General features: G+C 66.1%; 15 protein-coding genes. 11 read left to right on the top strand and 4 right to left on the bottom strand.

The genetic code is table 11. The features are described 5' to 3' along the window. Positions 1 to 488: 488 nt before the first annotated feature. Genes ACYVF6_RS33715 through ACYVF6_RS33695 form a run of 5 tightly spaced genes read left to right on the top strand, consistent with a single transcriptional unit; the run spans position 489 to position 2,358 of the window. Positions 489 to 902: a YbaB/EbfC family nucleoid-associated protein gene (locus ACYVF6_RS33715; RefSeq protein ID WP_460527176.1), complete on the top strand. Its 414-nt coding sequence runs from the start codon at positions 489 to 491 to the stop codon at positions 900 to 902. A 5-nt stretch (positions 903 to 907) separates the two neighbouring features. Further along, the gene (locus tag ACYVF6_RS33710; protein ID WP_460527175.1) at positions 908 to 1,225 is read left to right on the top strand and encodes a WXG100 family type VII secretion target; all 318 of its coding nucleotides are present in this window, start codon (positions 908 to 910) and stop codon (positions 1,223 to 1,225) included. Between the two features lies 1 nt (position 1,226). Next, the gene (locus tag ACYVF6_RS33705) at positions 1,227 to 1,724 is read left to right on the top strand and encodes a WXG100-like domain-containing protein (RefSeq protein WP_460527174.1); all 498 of its coding nucleotides are present in this window, start codon (positions 1,227 to 1,229) and stop codon (positions 1,722 to 1,724) included. Further along, complete coding sequence (locus ACYVF6_RS33700) at positions 1,717 to 2,100, top strand: colicin E3/pyocin S6 family cytotoxin (protein ID WP_460527172.1); 384 nt, start codon at positions 1,717 to 1,719, stop codon at positions 2,098 to 2,100. Before ACYVF6_RS33705 ends, ACYVF6_RS33700 begins: the two co-directional genes overlap by 8 nt. A gap of 18 nt (positions 2,101 to 2,118) precedes the next feature. Continuing rightward, a complete protein-coding gene (locus tag ACYVF6_RS33695; protein WP_460527170.1) occupies positions 2,119 to 2,358 on the top strand; it encodes a DUF7683 domain-containing protein in 240 nt (79 codons plus the stop codon). 468 nt (positions 2,359 to 2,826) lie between these two features. Here ACYVF6_RS33695 and ACYVF6_RS33690 read toward each other — a convergent pair whose 3' ends face one another. From ACYVF6_RS33690 to ACYVF6_RS33675, 4 genes are all read right to left on the bottom strand, one after another. Continuing rightward, entirely contained in the window at positions 2,827 to 3,240 is a 414-nt protein-coding gene (locus ACYVF6_RS33690; protein WP_460527213.1) for a DUF4259 domain-containing protein, read from the bottom strand. An 85-nt stretch (positions 3,241 to 3,325) separates the two neighbouring features. Further along, positions 3,326 to 3,793 (bottom strand): Imm26 family immunity protein, encoded by a 468-nt coding sequence (locus ACYVF6_RS33685; RefSeq protein ID WP_460527169.1) that lies wholly within the window; start codon positions 3,791 to 3,793, stop codon positions 3,326 to 3,328. Between the two features lie 4 nt (positions 3,794 to 3,797). Then, positions 3,798 to 12,689 (bottom strand): golvesin C-terminal-like domain-containing protein, encoded by an 8,892-nt coding sequence (locus tag ACYVF6_RS33680; RefSeq protein ID WP_460527167.1) that lies wholly within the window; start codon positions 12,687 to 12,689, stop codon positions 3,798 to 3,800. Between the two features lie 662 nt (positions 12,690 to 13,351). Further along, complete coding sequence (locus ACYVF6_RS33675) at positions 13,352 to 13,612, bottom strand: hypothetical protein (protein WP_460527165.1); 261 nt, start codon at positions 13,610 to 13,612, stop codon at positions 13,352 to 13,354. Positions 13,613 to 14,252: 640 nt separating this feature from the next. Between ACYVF6_RS33675 and kdpF the strand changes: the two genes are divergently transcribed. Genes kdpF through ACYVF6_RS33645 form a run of 6 tightly spaced genes read left to right on the top strand, consistent with a single transcriptional unit; the run spans position 14,253 to position 21,912 of the window. Continuing rightward, positions 14,253 to 14,342 carry a K(+)-transporting ATPase subunit F gene (gene kdpF, locus ACYVF6_RS33670; RefSeq protein WP_460527163.1) on the top strand — a complete coding sequence of 30 codons (90 nt, stop codon included), beginning with the start codon at positions 14,253 to 14,255 and terminating at the stop codon, positions 14,340 to 14,342. Between the two features lie 2 nt (positions 14,343 to 14,344). Then, positions 14,345 to 16,006: a potassium-transporting ATPase subunit KdpA gene (gene kdpA, locus ACYVF6_RS33665; RefSeq protein ID WP_460527161.1), complete on the top strand. Its 1,662-nt coding sequence runs from the start codon at positions 14,345 to 14,347 to the stop codon at positions 16,004 to 16,006. A 50-nt stretch (positions 16,007 to 16,056) separates the two neighbouring features. Further along, positions 16,057 to 18,099, top strand: a complete 2,043-nt coding sequence (kdpB, locus tag ACYVF6_RS33660; protein ID WP_460527211.1) for a potassium-transporting ATPase subunit KdpB — start codon at positions 16,057 to 16,059, stop codon at positions 18,097 to 18,099. Between the two features lie 7 nt (positions 18,100 to 18,106). Continuing rightward, entirely contained in the window at positions 18,107 to 18,685 is a 579-nt protein-coding gene (gene kdpC / locus ACYVF6_RS33655; RefSeq protein WP_460527158.1) for a potassium-transporting ATPase subunit C, read from the top strand. A 31-nt stretch (positions 18,686 to 18,716) separates the two neighbouring features. After that, positions 18,717 to 21,233, top strand: coding sequence for an ATP-binding protein (locus tag ACYVF6_RS33650; protein WP_460527156.1), 2,517 nt, complete (start codon positions 18,717 to 18,719; stop codon positions 21,231 to 21,233). Continuing rightward, positions 21,223 to 21,912: a response regulator transcription factor KdpE gene (locus ACYVF6_RS33645; RefSeq protein WP_460527154.1), complete on the top strand. Its 690-nt coding sequence runs from the start codon at positions 21,223 to 21,225 to the stop codon at positions 21,910 to 21,912. The genes ACYVF6_RS33650 and ACYVF6_RS33645 overlap by 11 nt, the downstream gene beginning before the upstream one ends. Positions 21,913 to 21,919 lie beyond the last annotated feature (7 nt).

Here is a 21,919-nt window from a genome sequence, read left to right as displayed (position 1 = left end):
CGTGTACGCCGTGTACGCCGTGTACGCCGTGTACGCCGTGTACGCCGTGTACGCCGTGTACGCCGTGTACGCCGTGTACGCCGTGTACGCCGTGTACGCCGTGTACGCCGTGGTCAGCCGGAGGCCGGATGCCAGCAACCGTGGCGCCACTCGCCCAGGTGTTGGCCGCTCTGATCGGTGACAGCGAACGGGCCGGCACAGACGAACGACACGACCATGGCCACGTCTTCGACGCTGGACCAGGAGTTATGTTCAGTCTGTCGTCCCCGGGGACCGGTGAGGTAGTAGATCGTCACACCCTTGGTAAGTGCGTGTGTGACCTGGGATGTGACATCCCCAGCGGCGGCTCCGACGTTTTCCACAGGCGGAACTCGCACCCTCCCGCGTTAGTCGGGAACTGGTAGCGTGCAATGTGACCGTTGGTGAGGGTGCGAGCACGCCGATTCCAATGGTGCGCATCCGTTTCCGTTCGTGCGAGGGGGAGCCCAGTGGCGGAGAACTTGTCGTCGACGTCGGTTGACGCGGTGCTGTCGGAGACTCGGCGGATGTTCGAGGGTTTGCGGTCCGGCAGCCCGGGGGGTGCCGAGCCGCTTGCGGGCGAGGGGACAGCGCTGGATGGCCGGGTGCATGCCGTCGTTGTGAGCCCTGGCCAGGTGGAGAAACTCGAGATGGATCCTCGGGTCATGCGGGATGGCTCGGAGGCCGTTTGTGACGCGCTGGCGACCGCGGTCAACGCGGCGCTCGAAGACCTGCGGACCAAGGCCGCGGCCGAGGCGGGTGGCTACAACGTCCAGCAGGTGCAGGAAGACTTCGAGCGGATGCAGACCGAATCGCTGGATGCCGCGCGGAACCTGTTTGGTGCGGTGCACGAGGCGATGGCTCGGCTGGATCGGAGGCGGTAGTCCTGATGGCCAACGTCAGCCCGGACAAGATCCGAGACTCCGCCAAGGAACTGGAGAAGACCGCCGACCGCCTGGATGACGAGTTCGACGCGTTCCTGGGCGACGTCTACGGGGTCGGGGAGGCCGCTGGTGAGGCGGAGATGGTCGGTCAGGTGATCGGATCCGGTCTGGACGAGGCCGAGGTCGTTCTGATCGAGGCGTTGGAGTCGGTCGTCGACGGGCTCCACTGGTACGCCGAGACGCTGAAGATCATGGCTGACAACTACGACCAGATCGAGGACGCGAACGCCAGGATCGTCAACGACGTATGGCCGGGTGAGTGACATGGCGCAAGGCATGGTCCTTCCCGACTGGGCGATCAGCTTGCTCGACATACTCGGCTACACCTGGCCGGACGCCGACGAAGTCCGCATGATGGAGATCGGACAGAAGTGGCAGGACTTCCAGGACAAGCTCAACGATGCAGCCGAACAGGCGCAGAAGGCCGCCGAGAGCGTCTGGAACAACAACGACGACAAGGCGATCGACAAGTTCAAGGAGAGCTGGGCCAAGTCTGGTGAGGCGATGGACATCCTGCGCAAGGATGCCGAAGGCGTCTCCTTCGTCGGTACGGTCATCCTGATCTGCGCGGCCGCTGTACTCCTCCTCAAGATTCTGGTCATCGCCCAGCTGGTCATGCTGGCCATCACCATCGCCGAAGCGATCGCTGCGGCGCCGGAAACGTTCGGCGCGTCGCTGCTCATTATCCCTGCCGCCAAATACGCCGTTGGCCTAGCGATCGACTTTCTCATCGACCAGGCGCTGGAGGCCCTCGTTGGGTAAGGGAAAGAAGCGCGCAAAGAAGGCCGCCAAGAGTCTGGGCTCCAAGATCGGGCGGCGTGCCGAGGAGTCGGTTCCCAAAGCCGGAGACAAGGCGCCGCCGACCCGGCAAGGCCAGCCGCCGAAGGGCCAGAAGTACCATCCGGCACCCAGCACCACCCCGTTCCCCGGCGCTAAACGTGCCCGCGGCAAGACCCCTGTCCAGGGCGGCGGTGGTACGCGGAAACGCTGGAAGGACGAGGATGGGAACATCTACGAGTGGGACAGCCAGCACGGCACGTTCGAGAAGTACGACAGGCGCGGCCGGCACCAGGGTGAGTACGATACGAACGGCAAGCAGACCAAGGAAGCCGACCCGAATCGCAAGGTCGAACCATAGAGGTGAGCAGGAACAGAGATGGCCGTAGTACGTGAGATCGTCGGTTTCGACAAGGATGATGAGCTCGTGTTCTCCCAGGAGTTCCCTGAGGACAAGATGACAGAGCTGCGTCCCCTCTTCGACTACGGCGACGACGAACAGATGTACGCCGGGTCCTACGAAGTCTCCGCAGCCAACCGCGATCGCGTGGCCGCCATTCTCGGCATCCAGTTCCAGCCCGACATCGCCTACTACATCGAAGCCGCCGACAACGGGTAGCGGACTCACCCACGCCCGCGTGAGGCTCAAGCTCAAGCGGGCGGACCTCCCCGCCAGCGTGGTCTTCCTGCAGCTGGCTCAACCTTGGGCGATAGTCCCTATTCGGTGGCCGAGGAGTTGCCGAGTACGCCGTGACCTGGCTATGGCCTGCCGTGCTCGTCGAGCGCTTCAAGTCATGTGACGCCCTCCCTGACGAGGGTGGTCCGAGTGCTCAGGGCGAAGCGCCGCAAGCAGATATTGAGTAAAGGTCACCGGGGACATTCATGACTCTTCGCGTTACCTCGGGCCAATCGCTGTCCGTAGGTCTCAAGATGATAGCTGCCGCCGGTCTCCGCACTCAACTCTGTGTCGGTGCAATCGAGTTGGATGACTCATGGCTGTGTGAGACGGCAGGTCGCGCTGACCGTACGAGGCCGTCCAGGCTGACGTCACGCGTCCGGGGCGACTGCCGACCGAACCTAATGCTTGTTAGCGTGAGAGAGCGTCGCGCATATGGGTGGTGACTTCGACAATGGTCGGCCATTCTCCGGCCTCTTCCCATTCGCTGCGCCACTCTGATCGCTGTCCCATCGCCCGGTCCAGAGCTCGTACTGCGAGCGCGGCTAGGTCAGGCGTAACCTCAAGCCTAGGGCTTTCGGCGAGGAACGTCGGCACATCGGCTGAGGGCGGGAAGGCGGCAGGGCGCAGCTGTAGGACCAGTACGGTCGCCGCAGCGACGGCGATCTGGCCGTCGGAGATATCCAGGTAGTCCTCTTGGTCGGCGACATTGGTGAGTGTCTGTCTGAGGAGGTTGACGCGTTCGCCAGGGTCGGTTTCTTCCAGGTCGGCGAGGAAGTCGCCAGCATCGTCGTTGTCGAACGGGCCGACGCCCCAGGCACCGATACGTTCCTCCCTTGCTCACCGTCGAGGACGCAGCGAGCCAGCTGCGCTGTTGCCGAATCTAGCCAATGGCGCCGTCGGGAACTGTTCAGAGCTTCACCCTGAAGCGCTCTACGATGAAGTTTGGGCGGCCGGCATAGTGGTCTTGGATCCGTCCGACCACATGCTCCGGCTCCCATACCGCAGCTCGTTCCAGCCCCACGCACTCCTGCGGTGTTGCGGGCCGGATGTTGCCGTCAGCGTCGATGATCTGGCAGCTCTGCGGGTTGTACCGGTCCTGTGTGAACTCCTCAGGCACTGCTGGTAAGTGGCTGTCTGTGGGCACTCTGCCCACGATCGGCCAGTCCCTGCCGATAGCGTCGTCATAGACTGCGGCGATGAATAGTATCGATCGGCCGAGTAGTTCGATCGGTTCCACCTCCGATCCGTCCTTGGTGAGGATGTCATAGACCGCCACATGGGGGTCGGCGAGTAACACGCCGTAGGCGTGCTGGTCGTCGCCTATGTCGATCCGTACGATGTCGCCCGGTTGGCCCTTGCGCTTCCTGCGTTGCATTTCCCTACCTGAAGTAGCCGGTGTATGGAGCGATCTGTCCGAACGCAGCCGACGCCGCCTGATGGTACAGCCAACCCATCGGGTTGTACGGGCTGACTCCGCGGATGTTGTTGGCCGAGTTTGTGGACGCTCCCTTGCGTCGTGCGTCGCTGATCGCGCCGCCAGCGGCGTCGATGAGTTGCTGCTCGCGGCCACGGATCGCGTGATAGGCGGGATCTGCCGACCGGGCGTGGTAGAGCATGCTTGCGTTCAGTGATCGGTCCACCTCTGCAGGTAGGAATCCCCGCTTCTTGAGGTCGACATGGCCACGGTCGCGCGCCGCCACGATCTGCTGCGGGGTCCCGTAGCCACGTGTTCGGCCGGCATAGATCTCGCCTGTGACCGGGTCCTCCTTCGTGTACGTCACGTATGTCAACGGCCGTTCGCGGAGCCTGGTCCGCTCCACCTTCTCGACTGTCGTGGTCGTACCGGCCTCTATAGCCGCGAGAGCCGCGAACCCGGCCACCAGCACCGCCCCGATCGCAGCCGCGTCCCCTGCTGGGAAAGGGCCGTCCGCCAAGGGGGCGACGGCGGCAAAGGACAATGCAGCCTTCACGACACCTTGGTTGACATGCACCGTTGTAGTTCTCGTTACCTCCACATTCTCGGTGTAGGTCTCTGTGTAATACCGGTTCCCCGGCAGCACGATGTCGCCGCCGTCAGACGCCGTCCTTGCGGAGGCCGGTGGAAGCGGGGCACCGCTTTCGTCGATGGCGTAATGGCCGTCGAGTTCGATGCGGGTGATGGGGTTGCCGGCGGCGAGGTTGTAGCGGTTGCCGGTGTAGGGGTTGGTGGTGAGGTTGAGGTCGTTGAGGGCGCCGTTGTAGGTGTCGCGGGTGAGGAAGCGGTTGAGGTTTGGGCTGTAGTCGCGGAAGCCCATGTCGTAGGTGCCGCTGGTGGGGTCGTAGCGTTTGGCGGTGTAGCGGTAGGGGTTGTACGGCTCTTTGGTCGGATCCTGCGCGTCGGGTTTGTCGATGCCGGTGAACTGGTCGTCGTCGTTGTTGCCGTAGGCGGTGTAGCCGTAGGTGGCTTTGGTGTCGCCGGCGGCGTTGGTGAGGGTTTCGACGTCGGTGTGGGGGGTGTAGGAGTAGTAGGTGTCTTCGTCGGGGTTGGTGCCGTCGGGGTCGTGGGTGGTTTGGTAGAGGCGTTGGCCGTAGGCGTCGTAGCTGTAGGACTTGACCGCTTCACCTGCGGCGTTCAACTCGGTCAGCAACTGCTCGGATAGGCCGAGGTAGTCGTAGCTGGCGGTTTTCGCGTCCGGGGTGCCGGCGTTGGTGGTTTTGGATGTGGTGCGGTCGAGCGGATCGTAGACGTAGGAGGTTTTGGCGGTAGTGCCGGTGCCGGTGAGTTTGCGGTGGGTGGTGATGCGGTCGAAGCCGTCGTACCGGTACGCCTCGAGCACCTGGTCGGTGCCACCGGCGGTGCCGGTGACGGTGTCGAGGCGGCCGTAGGGGTCGTAGTTGTAGGCGGCGGTCGACGACCCGGCCACGGTGGCGGCTTGGAGCCGGTTGCGGTCGTAGGTGTAGCTGGTGGTGGTGCCGTCGACGGTCTGGGAGACGACGTTGTTGTTCGCGTCGTGGGTGTAGGTCTCGACCCCGGCGCCGGTGCCGGTCTTGGTGACTTGGGCGATGCGGTCGAGGGGGTCGTAGGTGTAGGTGCTGGTGGTGTTGAGAGTCGCGGCGTGGTTGTCGGCGTTCATCTTGGCCGCGATGTCTTCGGCGCGGTTGCCGTTGGGATCCCACGACAGGACGTGGGAGGCGACGACGGCACCGCCGGGCTTCTTCTCGGTCTGGGTGTGCAGCCGCCCGTCGAGGTAGTAGGTGTAGTCGACGGTGTTGCCGTTGGGCTTGGTCTCCAGCAGCCGCTGCCCGCGCGCGGTGTAGGTGTAGGCGGTGATCTTCGGGTCGGTCACCTTGGACAGCAGGTCACGTCCGTCGTAGTCGTAGGTGACGGTCTTGCCGTCGTGGACACGCTGGGCGAGGTTGCCGTTGGGGTCGTAGTCGAGGTTGGTGGTGTGCCGGGTGGTGGTGCCGGCCTTCTCGGTCACGACGTCGGGCTGGTTGAGTTCGGTGTAGGTGACGGTGTAGGCGTCGATGACCGCGGACGGGCTGGTATCGGCAAGGTTGGTGAGGTTGCCGTTGGGGTCGTAGGCGTAGGAGAAGTCGATCTTCTCGCTGTCGGCATCACCGGTGTTGTCGCGGACGAGTTTGATCGCGTCCGCGGCGACCACGCCGCCGGTGTTCTGCGCCAGCGACACCTTCTGCCCAGTCGACGCTTCGGTGAAGGTGTACGAGCCAAGCGACACCCATTGGCCGGTGTTGGTGGTCTGGTTGACCGTCTTGGCGGTGTTACCGCCGGCGTGAGTAACGGTGTACGACGCGGCGGTGGCGGCGCCGGTGACCTGGGGGTAGCGCACATACACCTGGTAGGTGCCGTCCTGGGGGATCCGCAGTTTCCAGGTGAACGTGTCGGTGCCAGCTCCGGCGGTGTGGGTGCGGTAGTCCGGGCCGTACTTCTCCGACGCCGTGCTGCCGGTGGCCCAGGTTCCGGTGACGGTGGTGTTGGGGGTGTCGGAGTTGTCGGCGAGGACGACCTGCACGCCGGCCGGCACACCGTCATCGCTGCGGGCGGCGAGTTTGCCGTCGGGGTAGTAGGACCAGCCCATCGTGCGGTCGGCGTCATCGCCGCTGCTTCCGCCGGGCGTCAGCGTGCGAGAGATCTGCTGCCCGAGCGGGTTGTAGTCATAGGCGGTGGTGATGTCCCACGCGTCCGCGGAGCTCTTGGTCCAACCGTTGTCGAAATAGGAGAAAGTGATGTCGTTGCGTACCGTCTGACTCTGCGACGGCGGCGCCGACACCTTGGCGAGCCGGCCCACGTTGTCGTAGCTGTAGACGGTTTCGTTGGCCGTGTTGTACGTGGGGTCGCTCGGGTTGAACGGTGTCAGCTGCTTCTTGACGCGGTTCAGCTCGTCGTAGACCGTCTCCGCCACGAAGTCGTTCGCCACACCAGTCGTAGCGACGCCTCGCGGGGAGGTGACCTTGACGGTGTTGCCTACCTGGTCGTAGGTATACCGGGTGGTGTTCTGGATGACACCCGACCCGGCGTCGGGTTTGTGCGGCACCCGCACCTCCGACACCTTGCCGCGGTCGTCCAGCACATACGTGGTGATGTTGTTCTCGGCGTCGGTGGTGGAGGTGACCAGCCCGTCGTTGTCGTAGCCGGTCTTGACGGTCTTCCCGGCCGCATCGGTGACGGTGGTCGGCTGGTGCACGACGTTGTAGGCGTAGGTGGTCGTGTAGTCGGCCGGGTCGGGGGTGGCGTTCTTACGCGGATCGACGACCAGCGTGAGGTTGCCTACGTTGTCGTAGCCGTAGGTGGTCAGACCGCCGTCGGCGTCGGTGGCCGAGGTGAGTTGGTAGATCTCGTCGTAGTCGTAGCTGGTGGTGTAGTCGTCGGGCACACCGGTGGTGAGGGTGCCTTTCGGCTCGGTCACCGTCTTCAGGTTGCCCACGTTGTCGTAGGTGTAGGCGGTGGTGCGGGCCGGCCCATCGGTGTTGTCCTTCGGCATCGTCGAGGACGTGACCCGGTCAGCGGCGTCGTAGACGGCGGTGGACACGGCGCCGTTGGGGGCGGTGGCCTGGGTGATGTTGTCGCCTGCGTCGTAGACCGGCGCCGGGGTGACGATCAGCTGCCCGGCTGCCTGGTCCTTGGGCTCGGTGTGCTTACCGGGTCGCAGGAACAGGTCGTACTCCTGCAACGTGTTCTTGCCGTAGGCGTCGGTGACCTTGTTCACCCCACCGCGCCGGTTGTAGACGAAGCTGGTTTCGTTGCCCAGCGGGTCGGTGATGGTCAGCGGGTAGCCGGTGACGTCGTAGGGGCTGTAGTTGGTCGCGTGCCCGTTGGCGTCGGTGGCGACCAGGAGCTCGCCGAGCTCGTTGTAGCCGTAGCGGGTGGTGTAATCGCCGACCTCCGGGCTGGCGATACCGGCGGGGTCGGTGACCGAGGCCAGGTCACCCTCGGGGGTGTAGCCGAACACCCACGACCGTCCTTCCGGTGACGTTTTCCCTGTCAGCTCGGCGATGTGCCCGTCCAGGGACCGCTGATAGGCGAACGACGTGCCAGAAGTACCGTTGGCGTTGGCCTTGGCGTCCTTCTGCTCGGTCGGATACCCGGTCAGCTGGTCGTAGGTCCACGTCGTGACAGCTCGGTCGGTGGGATTGGCAGCCTCCTCGAGCCGGGTGAGGTTGTTGTCGGCGTCCCACCCGAACTTCGTCACCTGATTCCTGGCGTTGGTCGTCTGGACAGGCAGGCCGAACCCGTCGTGCAGGTACGTCGAGTCATGCTGCTCGGCGTCCTCGACAACGGCCTGGATCTGCGACCCTCCCGAACCATCAGGATCCGTGTACGCGACGCTCGTGGCGTGGTCGAGCCGGTCGGTAACGGTCTTCGCCCACCATTTGAACGTCGGGTCGTCCTCGGGCCGGTCGTAGTAGCCCAGCCGGGTGTCGTTGCCCCGCGGGTCGACCACCGAGACGAGCTTGACGTTCTTGTTGCCCTGCGTGGCGTCGTAACCGAACCCGAACGTCTTGGCCAGCGGATCACCGGCACCATCGACCAACTGGGCCAGCAGACCCTTGTCGCTGTAGGTGAAACTCACCGCGCGGCCGGAGATGTCGGTCACCGTCTGAACGTGGTCGATGATGTCCGGGTCGGTCAGGTTGCTGCCCGACTGCTCGGTGCCCGCACCGTCGATCCAGGTGTAGGACTCACCCTTCTCGAAGTAGTCGAGGGTCAGCGTGGTCCGCCCTACCGGGTCGGTGATGGTCTTCAGGAACTTGGTCGGCTTGTTGGCGGACTGCCGCTGTTCGTAGGTGAACGCGGCCAGGTTGCCGTTGTTGTCCACGATCGCTGACAGGTAGCCGTCGCAGTCGTAGAAGAACTGCGTGCGGTCCGGTCGCGTCATCAACCACGCCCGATCATCCTCCACCGGGCCGCCGGGACCACCTGCACAGTCGACGAGTTCTTGGAGGAACATGTGCACACCCGCCGGCGCCTCCCACACCCCGCTGGTGGCGTTCTTGGTGAAGGTGTGGCTGGTGCCGTCCCCATCCGTCAACGTCACCGTGGTCGGGTTGGGATTGGGGTGGAAGTCCAGCGGCGTACCCAGCCGGGTCGGCGACGACGGTTGCAGCGACCACCCGAACCCCGCGCCGCTGTCGGAGGTGTCTTGGGAGTTGTAGGCCAGCCGCAGGAACGTCGCCAAACCCCTGGAGGGGTTGGAGAACACGTCGTAGGACCACACCGCGTTCCCCGCAGCCATATTGGTAAGGACGGCCGAGCCGGCGCCAGTGTCCTGGCCGGTGTAGGAGTAGAACTTCTCCAACCCGAGCTGGTTCGATGTCGGGTCCTCCACCGCCACGGACTGCTGCAGTGCGGTGATCTGGGTGGCGGTTTCTGACAGCCACTTCCCGGTGGTCTTGTTGAACAGCTCCCAGCCCAGCACGTACTCGGTGCGCTTGTTCCCCGCGTCGGATTGGATCGGTGTCTTCACCTGCGCCGGCACCGTGACCGTGCCACCGGAGACGAGCGTGCCAGGCAGCGGTGTCTGCACCTGGTTCCCGGCGGTGGTGACGTCGGTGCCGTCCGGCAGCCGCCACCGATACGACAGCACCCAGTCCGCCGACGGCAGGCTCGCGCCGGTGGGGTTGGACACCGTCACATCCACGGTGTAGGTGTCACCGGGAATCATTCGCGACGGCGTGTAAGGCGCGTAGTAGGCCGAACTGGTGGACTGCTCGAGATAGGTGACCGCCAGCTTCGGCGCCAACCCCGCCGAAGACCCGCCGGACTCTGACGAAGCGAATCTCGTACCTTCGATCGGTGTGGTCTCGTTCGCGAGTTTCACCAGCAGGCCGTGGTTGCTAGACGGGGTGGCCTGCCACGCCCGTACGGCGTCGCGGATCTGCCAGGACTGCCAGGCCGGCGGGTTCTCGGCCACACCCGTCGCGGAGGCCGCGGGGGTTGCGGTGTAGTCGCCGCCGGCTGTGGTCCAGGCCGTGGTCCCGTTGCTGGTGTTCCAGGTAGCCGACTCGGTGAACGCACCAGTCAGTGCGTGTACCTGGTAGGTCGCGCCGGCCGCGTCGGACGCCCCGACGGTGAACAGGCTCAACTCCGCGCCGGTGATGATCGCGCCCGCCGGGATCGCAGACGTGTCGAACCGCAGCAGCGCACGCGACCGGCCATACGTGGTGGACTCGTTGCCCACCATCAATTGCTGCTGACCGTCCAGCACGTCATGCCCGGCTGCGGGCTGGTTGGCCGTCAACGTCGTGTCGGTGGCCCCAGAACCAGCCTGCGGGCCCTGGAGAACGCGGATCGCCTGGCCGGCCTTGGGCAGGGCCACCCGCAGCGGCGCCGAGGAGGTCAGCTGCCCGCCCTTGGTCTTCACGACGACCCGGTAGAAGTAGACCGCACCGGTCGGGTTCGGATCATTGGCCGGTGTCGGGGTCGCGGTCGTATCGGTGAAGTTGGTGACGCCCGCCTCGACCGGCGCCAGCAGCGTCGCCGCCGACGGAGTGAAGTCCGCTGTGGTGCCACGGTGCACCTGGTACTCCACCAGATCGTCGAAATCACTGGTATTGCTGGGGTCGTCGTAGACCGACCACGACAGGTCCGGCCCAGTCGCATGAATCAGGGTCGGTTCCGCGAGCACCACCGGCGGCAGCTTCGGTGCCTGGTAATACCCCTGGACATCGACGCGGATGCCGGGTGTGCCGCCGTTGACATAGACGTTCACATAACCGTCCGGCCCGAGCTTGGTGATCACCGTGGCCGACATCGCCGCGTCGACACTCGCGTAGCTCATCGTCGACACGCCTGGGCGCGCCCCGGAGGCGGCCGGCCACACCGTCAGGAATCCGGCCGCGTCCGGGTCGGTGGCGGTTACCGACAGGACGACTGCCGTAGCGCCGGTGGCCGGCACCACGACGTCACCACTACTGTTTTTCGCGCCGGCGACCTTGATGGCCTGCGTGGCTCCCGAGGTCCAGTCGGTGGTCGAAGTGTAGATGCGTTGCGGGTTGATCGGGACGAACAGGTCGCGGCCGGACTGCGTGTTGTCCAAGTAGTATCCGGCGACGTCGACGATCAGGGCCATCTGCCCGGAGTTGGCGAACACACTGATCTTGCCGGCCGCGGTCCCGGTGCCGAGCTTCACCTGCACCAGCGCCGACATGTTCCGTCCCGCCTGGGTTTGCAGGCTCGAGATCCCCGGCTGCACACCACCGGCGGGGAACACCTGCACCCCGGCAGCGGTCGTCGGGTCGGTGACGGTCACGTTCACCGCGACCGCCGACACACCCGTGGCCGGGACCCCGCCCTGCCCGGCGACCTGAACGTCACGGATCTGCCCACCGGTCAACGGGTTGCTGTTGCCGCCCAGCCCGCTGCGAGTGTCGTAGATCCGGGTCGCGTCGGTCGCAACGAACGTGCCACCACCCGGTGTCACAGTAGTGTCGGTGAAATAGCCCTGCACGTCGACAATCACATTCAACGCACCGGTGGCGTTGTAGACATCGACCTGGCCACCCGCGCCGACCTTCGCGATCACCGTGTTCGCCACGGCTTTGCCCTGGGTCACGCTCAACTGCGCGGCGCTCGGTCTCGGCTGACCGGTCGGCCACACCGTCACAAGGGAGTCCGCCGACGCGTCAGTGGCGGTCACCGTCACCGCGACCGCTGACACCCCACTGGCCGGAACCCCCGGGCCCGCGACGCCGGTGACCTTGAACGACTTCGACGCTCCGGCGCCGATCGTTCCCTGGTAGCCGCCCAGGCCGTTACGGGTGTCGACGATCCGGACCGGCTGCAACGCCCGGTACTCACCGCCCTCGCTCTTCACCGCTGAGCCGGTGCCGGTGAACCACCCCTGGATATCGATCACCACTTGCACCGGATACGCACCCCGGTTGCCGATCGCGACCTTCCCGTCGGCCGACACCTTCGTCGCCAGCAGTGCCGAGCTGCTGACCCCGCCCGGGTACCGGACGTTGTCGATCGTCGGTTCCGGCTCGTCCGGGTTCCACACATGCAGGCCGCCACGCGCCTGCGGCGCCACCGTGATCACGTTGGCGAACACCGCACCGATGCCGTCCGCGGGCAGGCCGGCCACACCGGCGACGTCCACGGTGCGCACCGTGCCCGCCTGGATCTGCCCGCCCGTGGTGCGGGTGTCCAGGATCCGTGTCGTCGTCGGGGTGAACGCCCCACCCGACTCCCCGGCGCCGGTGAAATAGCCCTGCACGTCCACAACCACGTCGATCGCGACGGTGGTCGAGAAATTCTGCACCGTCGCGAAACCATCCACATCCGGCGCGACATTCACCGCCTGCGCCGTCGTCGCCCCCGCGAAGAACACCGGACCCGCACCGATCGGCGTCACACCACGCTTGAAGATCCCCACCGAGCCCGAACCATCCGGGCTCACCACCATCACGTTCACAAACACCGACGACGCGTCCGCCGGAACCCCAGCCGTATCCGCGATCTTGACGTCCAGCGAGCCGCCCGCCGGGATCTGCGTCGACTTCCTCGTGTCCAGCAACCGATCCGGCTCCACCGGCACAAACCCGCCCGACGCGCCCGCACCGTCATCGACGAAATAGCCCTGCACATACAAACCGATCGTCGCGGTGCCAGCGTTGTTGAACACCTGGATCGAGCCCGTAGCCGACAACTCCACCACCGCGGTGTTCTGCACCGTCGTGCCCGCCGGCGCGTTCACATTCGACGTAGACGGCTTCGTGCCCGACGGCCACAACGTCACAAACGTCGACGCCGACGCATTCGACACCGTCACATCCAGCAACACAGCCCGAGCAGTCGACGGCACATTCGCGTTACCGGCATTCCATACCGGTACGTCCGCCGCCGTCTGGCCCGCACCCAACGTCAACGCCTGCAGCTGCTGCATCCGAGGCAGCGGCACGAACTCCAACGGACCCGTCGCAGCCTCCGCCCGACGACCCTCCGGCGCGGCCGACACCACAGCCGAAACCCCAGCCAGAAGACACGCCACCAGCACCACAACCAGCACCGAACGCGCTCGCCGCAACCACGCAAGCCAAGCCCGCGAGACCAGCACGCGACGCCGCGATCCAGTGAAAACAGACACACTCCACCGACGAGAAGACACCTCGCGCCCCTCCCTGATAACCGCCCCTGACTCATCCGCCACCGCCCGCCGCACCACCGGCCACACCGGCCGGATCCTCACGACGAACAGAAGCGCACAACATCTTTACGGCCGCTGATGTTTGTCCGTCAAGCCTTTGCTGACAGAGCTCGAGCCCACTGAAAAGATGCTGAAGACGGACAAACACACGCGCGAACCCACGCAAAGCACCTAGCTGCGAGTCCAGTCTCGGCCACCACGGGTACGGAGCGGCCACACGAAACTCCATCGATCCCGCCGGGATCGATGGAACCTGTCCATCGGCAATGGGCGGTTGCCGTGGCGAGCTATCCGCTGACAAGGCGAGCTATTAGGGTGTGGAGGGGATCGGTGCGCAAGCGCGGATGGCTGGTTGTTTCCATGGCCGTACTGGCATGCACGCTGATCGAGCCGCTGCTGACCTGCAGTGCGGCAGCCAACTCCTCGGCCGACTGATGGGGTGGATCGCACACCAGCAACCAGCCCAGGATCCGGCCCGGCATGCGGGGGAGCCTGACGCCGGCGAAGTACAGGCCGATCTCCTCCACGTACTCCTGCAGTTCGCTCACGCCTGCCAACTCAACATAGGCCACTCAGAAGTTTCAATAGTTTCTGAAGAAATCCCAGGAGCCCAAACACCACTGGCCTCCCGCAGCCGGTGCGTCAGCTACGGCAGCGGGCTGCGGCGAAGCTCGAGGGGATCGGTTCAGCGAACGAACAGGGCGATGATGACTGCCGCCAGGATCGCGGCGATCGTGCCGACGACGATCTGGACGACCAGGAGTAGGTGCTTCTGCTGACCGCGCTCCGGTTCGGCTGGGCGTACTTCGGAGGCAGCCCGTTAAGGAGCCGTCAAGGTTTGCCGCAGCGGCGCTAAGGGGCCGTAAAGGGCTCTTTGCAGCGGTGAGGGACGGCGCTTGACTGACTGATGTGTTGACCGATGCTCGTACCGTCGTGCCTGCCTGGATGTCGATCGCTGTGGGGTTCAGCGTGATCTTCGCATCGACCTGCCGCATACGATCCACGCCGCCGGCCGCGCTGGTCGTTGGCGCCTTGGGCTGGGCGTTCGCGACCGGGTTCGTGGTCAATCAGCTCGGCGACCAACCAAGTGCTTCCGAGGAGTTTCAGCGTGGCTGATGTGCTGTTCGTCCTGCTGACGATCGTGTCGTTCGCGCTCGTCGCCGCTTTGGTCAAGGGAGTGGCCAGGCTGTGAGCGCCGAGAACGTCGTCGGCCTGATCGTGGCCGTCGCCCTGGTGGCCTATCTGATTTACACCCTGATTCGACCGGAGAAATTCTAGAGATGAGTCCTGGTCTCGCGGCCTTCGTACAGGTCGCGTTCCTCGTTGTGCTGCTGGCAGTGGTGCATCGTCCGCTGGGTGAGTACATGGCCCGGGTCTACACAAGCAAGAAGCACTTGGCAGTGGAGCGTGGGCTCTACAAGCTCCTGCGGGTGAACCCCGATTCCGAGCAACGCTGGAGCGGCTACGCGGCCGGCGTGGTGGCGTTCTCGCTGGTGTCGGTTCTCTTCCTTTACGTCATGATGCGCGTGCAGACGTGGCTGCCGTGGAACCTGGAGATGCGGCCGGTGCCGCCGGCGGGAGCGTTCAACACGGCCGTGTCGTTCGTGACCAACACGAACTGGCAGTGGTATTCCGGTGAGTCCACGATGAGCCACCTCACGCAGATGGCCGGGCTCACCGTGCAGAACTTCGTCTCGGCCGCGGTCGGCATGGCCGTTGCCGTCGCCCTGGTCCGCGGGCTGATCCGCAGTCAGATGCAGGAGCTGGGCAACTTCTGGGTCGACCTGGTGCGCGGGACGCTGCGGATTCTGCTGCCGCTGGCGTTCGTGGCCGCGATCATCCTGCTGGCCAACGGGGTGATCCAGAACCTGAACGCGCCCACCGAGGTGCACACGCTGCTGGGTGGCACGCAGCAGCTGCCGGGCGGCAACATCGCCAGCCAGGAGGCGATCAAGGATCTGGGTACCAACGGTGGTGGCCCGTTCAACGCGAACTCCTCGCACCCGTTCGAGAATCCGAGCGGGTTCACGAACATCTTCGAGATCTTCCTGCTGCTGGTGATCCCGTTCTCGATGCCGGTGACGTTCGGCCGGATGGTGGGCAGCCTCAAGCAGGGGTACGCGATCCTGGGTGCGATGGCGGTGATCTGGGTCGGCTTCACGGTCGCGATCTACGCGGCCGAGATGGCCCACCCCGGTACCGCGCCACAGCTCGCCGGTGCCGCGATGGAGGGCAAGGAGACGCGGTTCGGCGTCTCCGGCTCGCCGTTGTTCGCGGTGTCGACGACGTTGACGTCGACGGGTTCGGTCGACTCGATGCACGACTCCTACACCGCGCTCGGCGGGGGAGTGACGATCCTCGGCATGCTGCTCGGTGAGGTCGCGCCCGGCGGTGTCGGGGCGGGCTTGTACGGCATGCTCGTCCTCGCCGTCCTCACGGTGTTCGTCGCGGGCCTGATGGTCGGGCGGACACCGGAGTATCTGGGCAAGAAGATCGGCGGCCGCGAGATGAAGCTGGTCGCGCTCTACATCCTGTCCGTGCCGGCACTCGTGCTGATCGGCACCGGAGTCGCACTCGCAACGCAGCAAGGGCGTTCGTCGATCCTCAACCCGGACGCGCACGGCCTGTCGGAGGTGCTGTACGCGTTCGCCTCCGCGAGCAACAACAACGGTTCGGCGTTCGCCGGCCTGTCGGCGGGCACCGACTTCTACAACGTCGCGCTCGGCCTCTGCATGCTGTTCGGCCGGTTCGTTCCGATCGTGCTCGCACTCGCGCTGGCGGGCTCGCTCGCCAAGCAGAAGCCCGTACCGGAGACGGCCGGCACGCTGCGCACCTCTTCGACGCTGTACGCGGGAATGCTCGTAGGCGTCACGATCATCGTCGCCGGGTTGACGTTCTTCCCGGCGCTCGCTCTCGGTCCGCTCGCGGAGGGACTCCAGTGACCGTTACCCAAACCCAGGCTCCGGCGGTCCCGGACGAAGCGAAACACCCCGTGCAGCCGCATCGGGTCGGTGCGGGGCTGTTCGATCCCAAACAGCTGGTGAGGTCGCTGCCGACGGCGTTCCGCAAGCTCGACCCGCGTGCGACGGTACGCAACCCGGTCATGTTCGTGGTCGAGCTCGGTGCGGCCCTGGCCACGGCGTTCACCGCCGTCGACTCGAGCCTGTTCGGGTGGCTCACCGTTGTCTGGCTGTGGTTGACGGTGGTGTTCGCCAACCTCGCGGAGGCGGTGGCCGAGGGCCGGGGCAAGGCGCAGGCCGACACGCTGCGCCGGGCCAAGACCGAGACCGAGGCACGCAAGGTCACCGACATCGACGGCCACGAAGAGACCCGGGTGGCCGCGACCAAGCTGCGCAAAGGCGATCTGGTGGTCGCCGAGGCCGGCGACATCATCCCCGGTGACGGCGAGGTGATCGACGGCGTCGCGACGGTCGACGAGTCGGCGATCACCGGCGAGTCGGCCCCGGTGATCCGCGAGTCCGGTGGTGACCGTTCGTCGGTGACCGGTGGTACGAAGGTGCTGTCGGACCGGATCGTCGTCCGCATCACCAGCGAGCCCGGCGAGACGTTCATCGACAAGATGATCGCGCTGGTCGAGGGCGCCGGCCGGCAGAAGACGCCGAACGAGATCGCGCTCAACATCCTGCTGTCCAGCCTCACGGTCATCTTCCTGCTCGCCGTCGTCACGCTGCAGCCGCTGGCCGCCTACTCCGGCCAGGAACAGTCGGTGCTCGTGCTGGTCGCGTTGCTGGTCTGCCTGATCCCGACCACGATCGGCGCGCTGCTGTCGGCGATCGGCATCGCCGGCATGGACCGGCTGGTCCAGCGCAACGTGCTGGCGATGTCCGGCCGGGCGGTCGAGGCCGCGGGCGACGTGTCCACGCTGCTGCTGGACAAGACCGGCACGATCACGCTCGGCGCCCGGCAGGCAGTCGCGTTCATCCCGGTAGGCGACGCGACGGTTGAGCAGGTCGCAGACGCCGCTCAGTTGGCAAGCCTCGCGGACGAGACGCCGGAGGGGCGTTCGGTGGTGGTGCTGGCCAAGCAGGAGTACGGCTTGCGCGGTCGCGAAGTGTACGACGCGGTGAGCGTCCCGTTCTCCGCCGAGACGCGGATGAGCGGGATCGATCTGCCCGGCGAGCACGAGATCCGCAAAGGTGCGGCCAGCACGATCGTCGGCTGGGTGCAGAGCCATCAGGGCGTCGTTCCGGCCGAGACCGCCGCTGTGGTCGACGAGATCTCCAGCGTAGGCGGAACCCCACTGGTGGTCGCCGAAAGCCGGGACGGCCAGGCAAGGGTGCTCGGCGTGATCCACCTGAAGGACATCGTCAAGGAGGGCATGCGGGAACGGTTCGACGAGCTGCGCGCGATGGGCATCCGTACGGTGATGATCACCGGCGACAACCCGCTTACGGCCAAGGCGATCGCGGACGAGGCCGGTGTCGACGACTTCCTCGCCGAAGCCAAGCCCGAGGACAAGATGGCTCTGATCCGTAAGGAGCAGGAGGGCGGCAAGTTGGTCGCGATGACCGGCGACGGCACCAACGACGCCCCCGCTTTGGCTGCCGCCGACGTGGGGGTGGCGATGAACACCGGTACGCCGGCGGCGAAAGAGGCCGGCAACATGGTCGACCTCGACTCCAACCCCACCAAGCTGATCGAGATCGTCGAGATCGGCAAGCAGCTGCTGATCACCCGCGGCGCGCTGACAACGTTCTCGATCGCCAACGACGTCGCCAAGTACTTCGCGATCATCCCGGCGATGTTCGCCGCCGTCTATCCAGGCCTGGGCAAGCTCAACCTCATGGAGTTGTCGAGCCCGACCTCCGCGATCCTGTCCGCGGTCGTCTTCAACGCACTCGTCATCATCGCGCTGATCCCAATTGCCCTTCGCGGCGTGCGGTACAAGCCCACGTCCGCGTCGGCGCTGCTACGCCGCAACCTGCTGATCTACGGGCTGGGCGGCGTGATTGTGCCGTTCGTCGGCATCAAACTCATCGACCTCGTGATCTCGTTGATTCCGGGAATCGGGTAAACCTCTCATGAGCATGATTCGTCAACTACGCACTGGGCTGCTGGCTCTGCTGGCCATGACCGTCATCACCGGGCTGCTGTATCCCCTCGCGGTCTGGGGGATCGGGCAGGTTGCCTTCGCCGACCAGGCGAACGGGTCGCTGATAGAACGGGACGGCCAGGTGGTCGGCTCGAACCTGATCGGACAGAACTTCCTTGGGCCGCGGTGGTTCCACTCGCGGCCCTCGGCCGCGGGCCAGGACGGCTACGACGGGCTGTCCAGCTCGGGCAGCAACCTTGGTCCCAACAACCCCGAGCTGATCAAGGCGACCCAGGAACGCAAGGCCCAGATCGCCAAGGAGAACGGCGTGCCCGAGTCGGACGTTCCGGCGGACGCGGTGACCGCAAGTGGTTCCGGGCTGGACCCGCACATCTCGCCGGCGTACGCCGAGATCCAGGTCAACCGAGTCGCTGAGGCCCGGGGCCTCGACCCGGCGACAGTACGCAAGCTGATCCGGGAGAACACCGACGGCAGGTCGCTGGGATTCCTTGGTGAGCCCGGCGTGAACGTCGTCGAGCTCAATCTCGCGCTGCAGCGGCTGCGTTAGCGACTTTGGCCCAGAGCACACAATGGAGGTTATGGCACGCGGAAAGCTCCACGTCTATCTCGGCGCAGCACCTGGGGTCGGCAAGACGTACGACATGCTCGGTGAGGGGCATCGTCGGCTGGAGCGCGGCCAGGATGTGGTGATCGGCGTCGTGGAGACCCACGGCAGGCCACTGACCGCGCGCATGGTGGAAGGGCTGGAGGTGGTACCCCGCAGGTTCCTGGAGTACAGGGGCGGCTCGTTCAGCGAGATGGACGTCGACGCCGTCCTGGCCCGCAAGGCGGATGTCGTGCTGGTCGACGAGCTGGCGCACACCAACATCCCTGGCTCGCGGAACGAGAAGCGCTGGCAGGACGTCGAGGAGCTGCTTCAGGCGGGCATCACGGTCGTCACGACTGTCAACATCCAGCATCTGGAGTCGCTGAACGACGTCGTGGAGTCCATCACCGGGATCAAGCAGCAGGAGACCCTCCCCGATGAGGTGGTCCGGCGGGCCGACCAGATCGAGCTGGTCGACATGTCGCCACAGGGGCTGCGGCGGCGGCTGGCGCACGGCAACGTCTACCCGCCGGAGAAGATCGACGCCGCGCTGGGCAACTACTTCCGTACCGGCAACCTGACCGCACTCCGCGAGCTGGCCCTGCTGTGGGTGGCCGACCGGGTGGACGAAGGGCTGGCCAAGTACCGGGCCGACGAGGGCATCGAGGCGACCTGGCCGGCCCGGGAACGGGTCGTGGTCGCGATCACCGGCGGGCCGGAGAGCGACACCGTGATCCGGCGCGCGGCCCGGATCGCTGCCCGTGGTGCCGGCGGTGAGCTGCTGGCCGTCCATGTCGCCCGCAGCGACGGGCTCACGGGCGCCGCGCCACAGGCGCTGGCCCGGCAACGGAAGCTGGTCGAGGACCTGGGCGGCAGCTTCCACCAGGTCGTCGGCGACGACGTGGCCACGGCCATGCTGGACTTCGCAAAGGCGGTCAACGCCACCCAGTTGGTGCTGGGCAGCAGCCGCAGGCGTACGTGGCAGCAGTTCTTCGGCCGCGGCGTCAGCGCGACCGTCACGCCGCTGTCCGGCGACATCGACGTGCACATCGTCACCCACGAGGAGGTCGGCAAGGGTAGGTTGCCGATTCCCCGGCGCAGCATCAGCCGCCGCCGATACGTCGCCAGCTGGATCCTCGCCGTCCTCGGTCAGCCGCTGCTGAGTCTGGTCCTCGTGGCGACCAAGGACGCTCACGATCTCGAGACCGAACTGCTGCTGTTCCTCACGCTGTCGGTGGGCGTGGCGCTCCTCGGAGGCATCCTGCCCGCGCTGTTCGCCGCGCTGTTCGGTGCCGCGCTGGCGAACTTCTTCTTCACCCAACCGCTGTATACGTTGCGGATGTCCGATCCTGAGGACGTCGTCGCCGTCGTCGTCTTCCCCATCGTCGCGGTGGCTGTCGCTCTCGTGGTCGATCTGGCCGCCCGGCGTACGTCGCAGGCCGCGCGCGCCCAGGCCGAAGCCGACACGCTGTCCACGCTCGCCGGCAGCATCCTGCGCGGCGAACAAGGCCTGGAAGCCATGCTGGACCGGGTCCGCGAAGCCTTCGGCATGGACTCCGTCGTCCTGCTGGAAAGGGTTCCCGACGGTGGCTGGCGCAGCTGCGGGCAAGTCGGTGCGAACCCCGCTGCCACTCCCGAGCAGGGCGACGTCGACGCCAAGGTCAGCGACACCCTCGTACTCTCCGCGCGCGGCCGGGTCCTGCCCGCGGCCGACCGGCGCGTGCTGGAAGCGTTCGCCGCGCACGCCGGTGTTGTCCTCGAACGCCGTCGGCTCACCGAAGAAGCCAAGGCCAGCCGCCGCCTCGCCGAGGCCAACCGGATCAGAACCGCCCTGCTGGCAGCGGTCTCGCACGACCTGCGCACTCCGATCGCCTCCGTCAAGGCCGCGGTCAGCAGCCTGCGGCAGCTCGATCTGGAACTGTCGGACCAGGACCGCGCCGACCTGCTGGCCGACATCGAGAACTCCACCGACCGCCTGAGCCGGCTGGTCGCCAACCTGCTCGACATGAGCCGCGTCCAGGCCGAAACCATCCAGCCACAACTCCGCGCCGTCAGCCTGGAGGAGGTCGTGCCGATCGCGCTGCTGGACGTACCGGCCGATGCCGTCAAGGTGAACCTGCCCGAGGACCTGTCCGCCGTGCACGTCGACCCAGGCCTGCTGGAACGGATCGTCGGCAACATCGTGGAGAACGCCATCCGCCACAACCCGCCCGGCCAGCCCGTCGTCGTATCGGCCTCGGCACTCGGCGACCACGTGGAGCTACGCGTCGTCGACCGCGGGCCCGGTGTGCCCGACGAGTCGAAGGACCGCATCTTCGAACCGTTCCAGCGCCTCGGTGACGTACCCAACGGAACCGGCGTCGGCCTCGGGCTGGCCGTCGCCCGCGGCTTCGCCGAGATCCTCGGCGGCACGCTCACGCCGGAGGACACGCCCGGCGGTGGGCTCACGCTCGTCCTGTCCTTGCCGGCCACGCAACCCACCAGTGTCGAGGTGAACCGTGTCGAGTGAGGCGCTGGTTCTGGTCGTGGAGGACGAGCCCGCTCTGGCCCGGGCGCTGTCCATCACGCTGCGGGCGCGCGGGTACGCCGTCGCGGTGGCGCCGGATGGCAAGACCGCACTCGACCTCGCGTCCCGGCACCAACCTGACGTCGTCGTCCTCGACCTCGGACTACCCGACATCGACGGCATCGAGGTCATCCGCGGCCTGCGCGGCTGGACCCAGGTCCCCATCATCGTCCTGTCGGCCCGGCACACCTCCCAGGAAAAGGTGCAAGCGTTGGACGCCGGCGCCGACGACTACGTCACGAAGCCGTTCAGTATGGACGAACTGCTCGCCCGCCTTCGCGCCGCAACCCGACGCGCCCAGCAAACCAACCACGACGAGAACGCGATCGTCGAGACCGACGCGTTCACCATCGACCTCGCCGCCAAGAAGGTCAGACGTGGAGGGACGGACGTCCGGCTCACACCGACCGAATGGCACCTGCTCGAAGTTCTCGTACGCGCGCCCGGCCGGCTGGTGGCGCAGAAAGATCTCCTGCAGGAGGTCTGGGGACCGAACTACAGCGCCGAAACCAACTATCTGCGCGTCTACATCGCCGGCCTGCGACGCAAGCTCGAGCCCGACCCGTCCCATCCTCGCCATCTGATCACCGAGCCCGGCATGGGATACCGCTTCGAACCCTGACGGCGAG

Source organism: Flindersiella endophytica (genome assembly GCF_054779015.1).
Note: the sequence above shows the minus strand (reverse complement) of the source record. Positions and strands in the feature narration are given on the sequence as shown.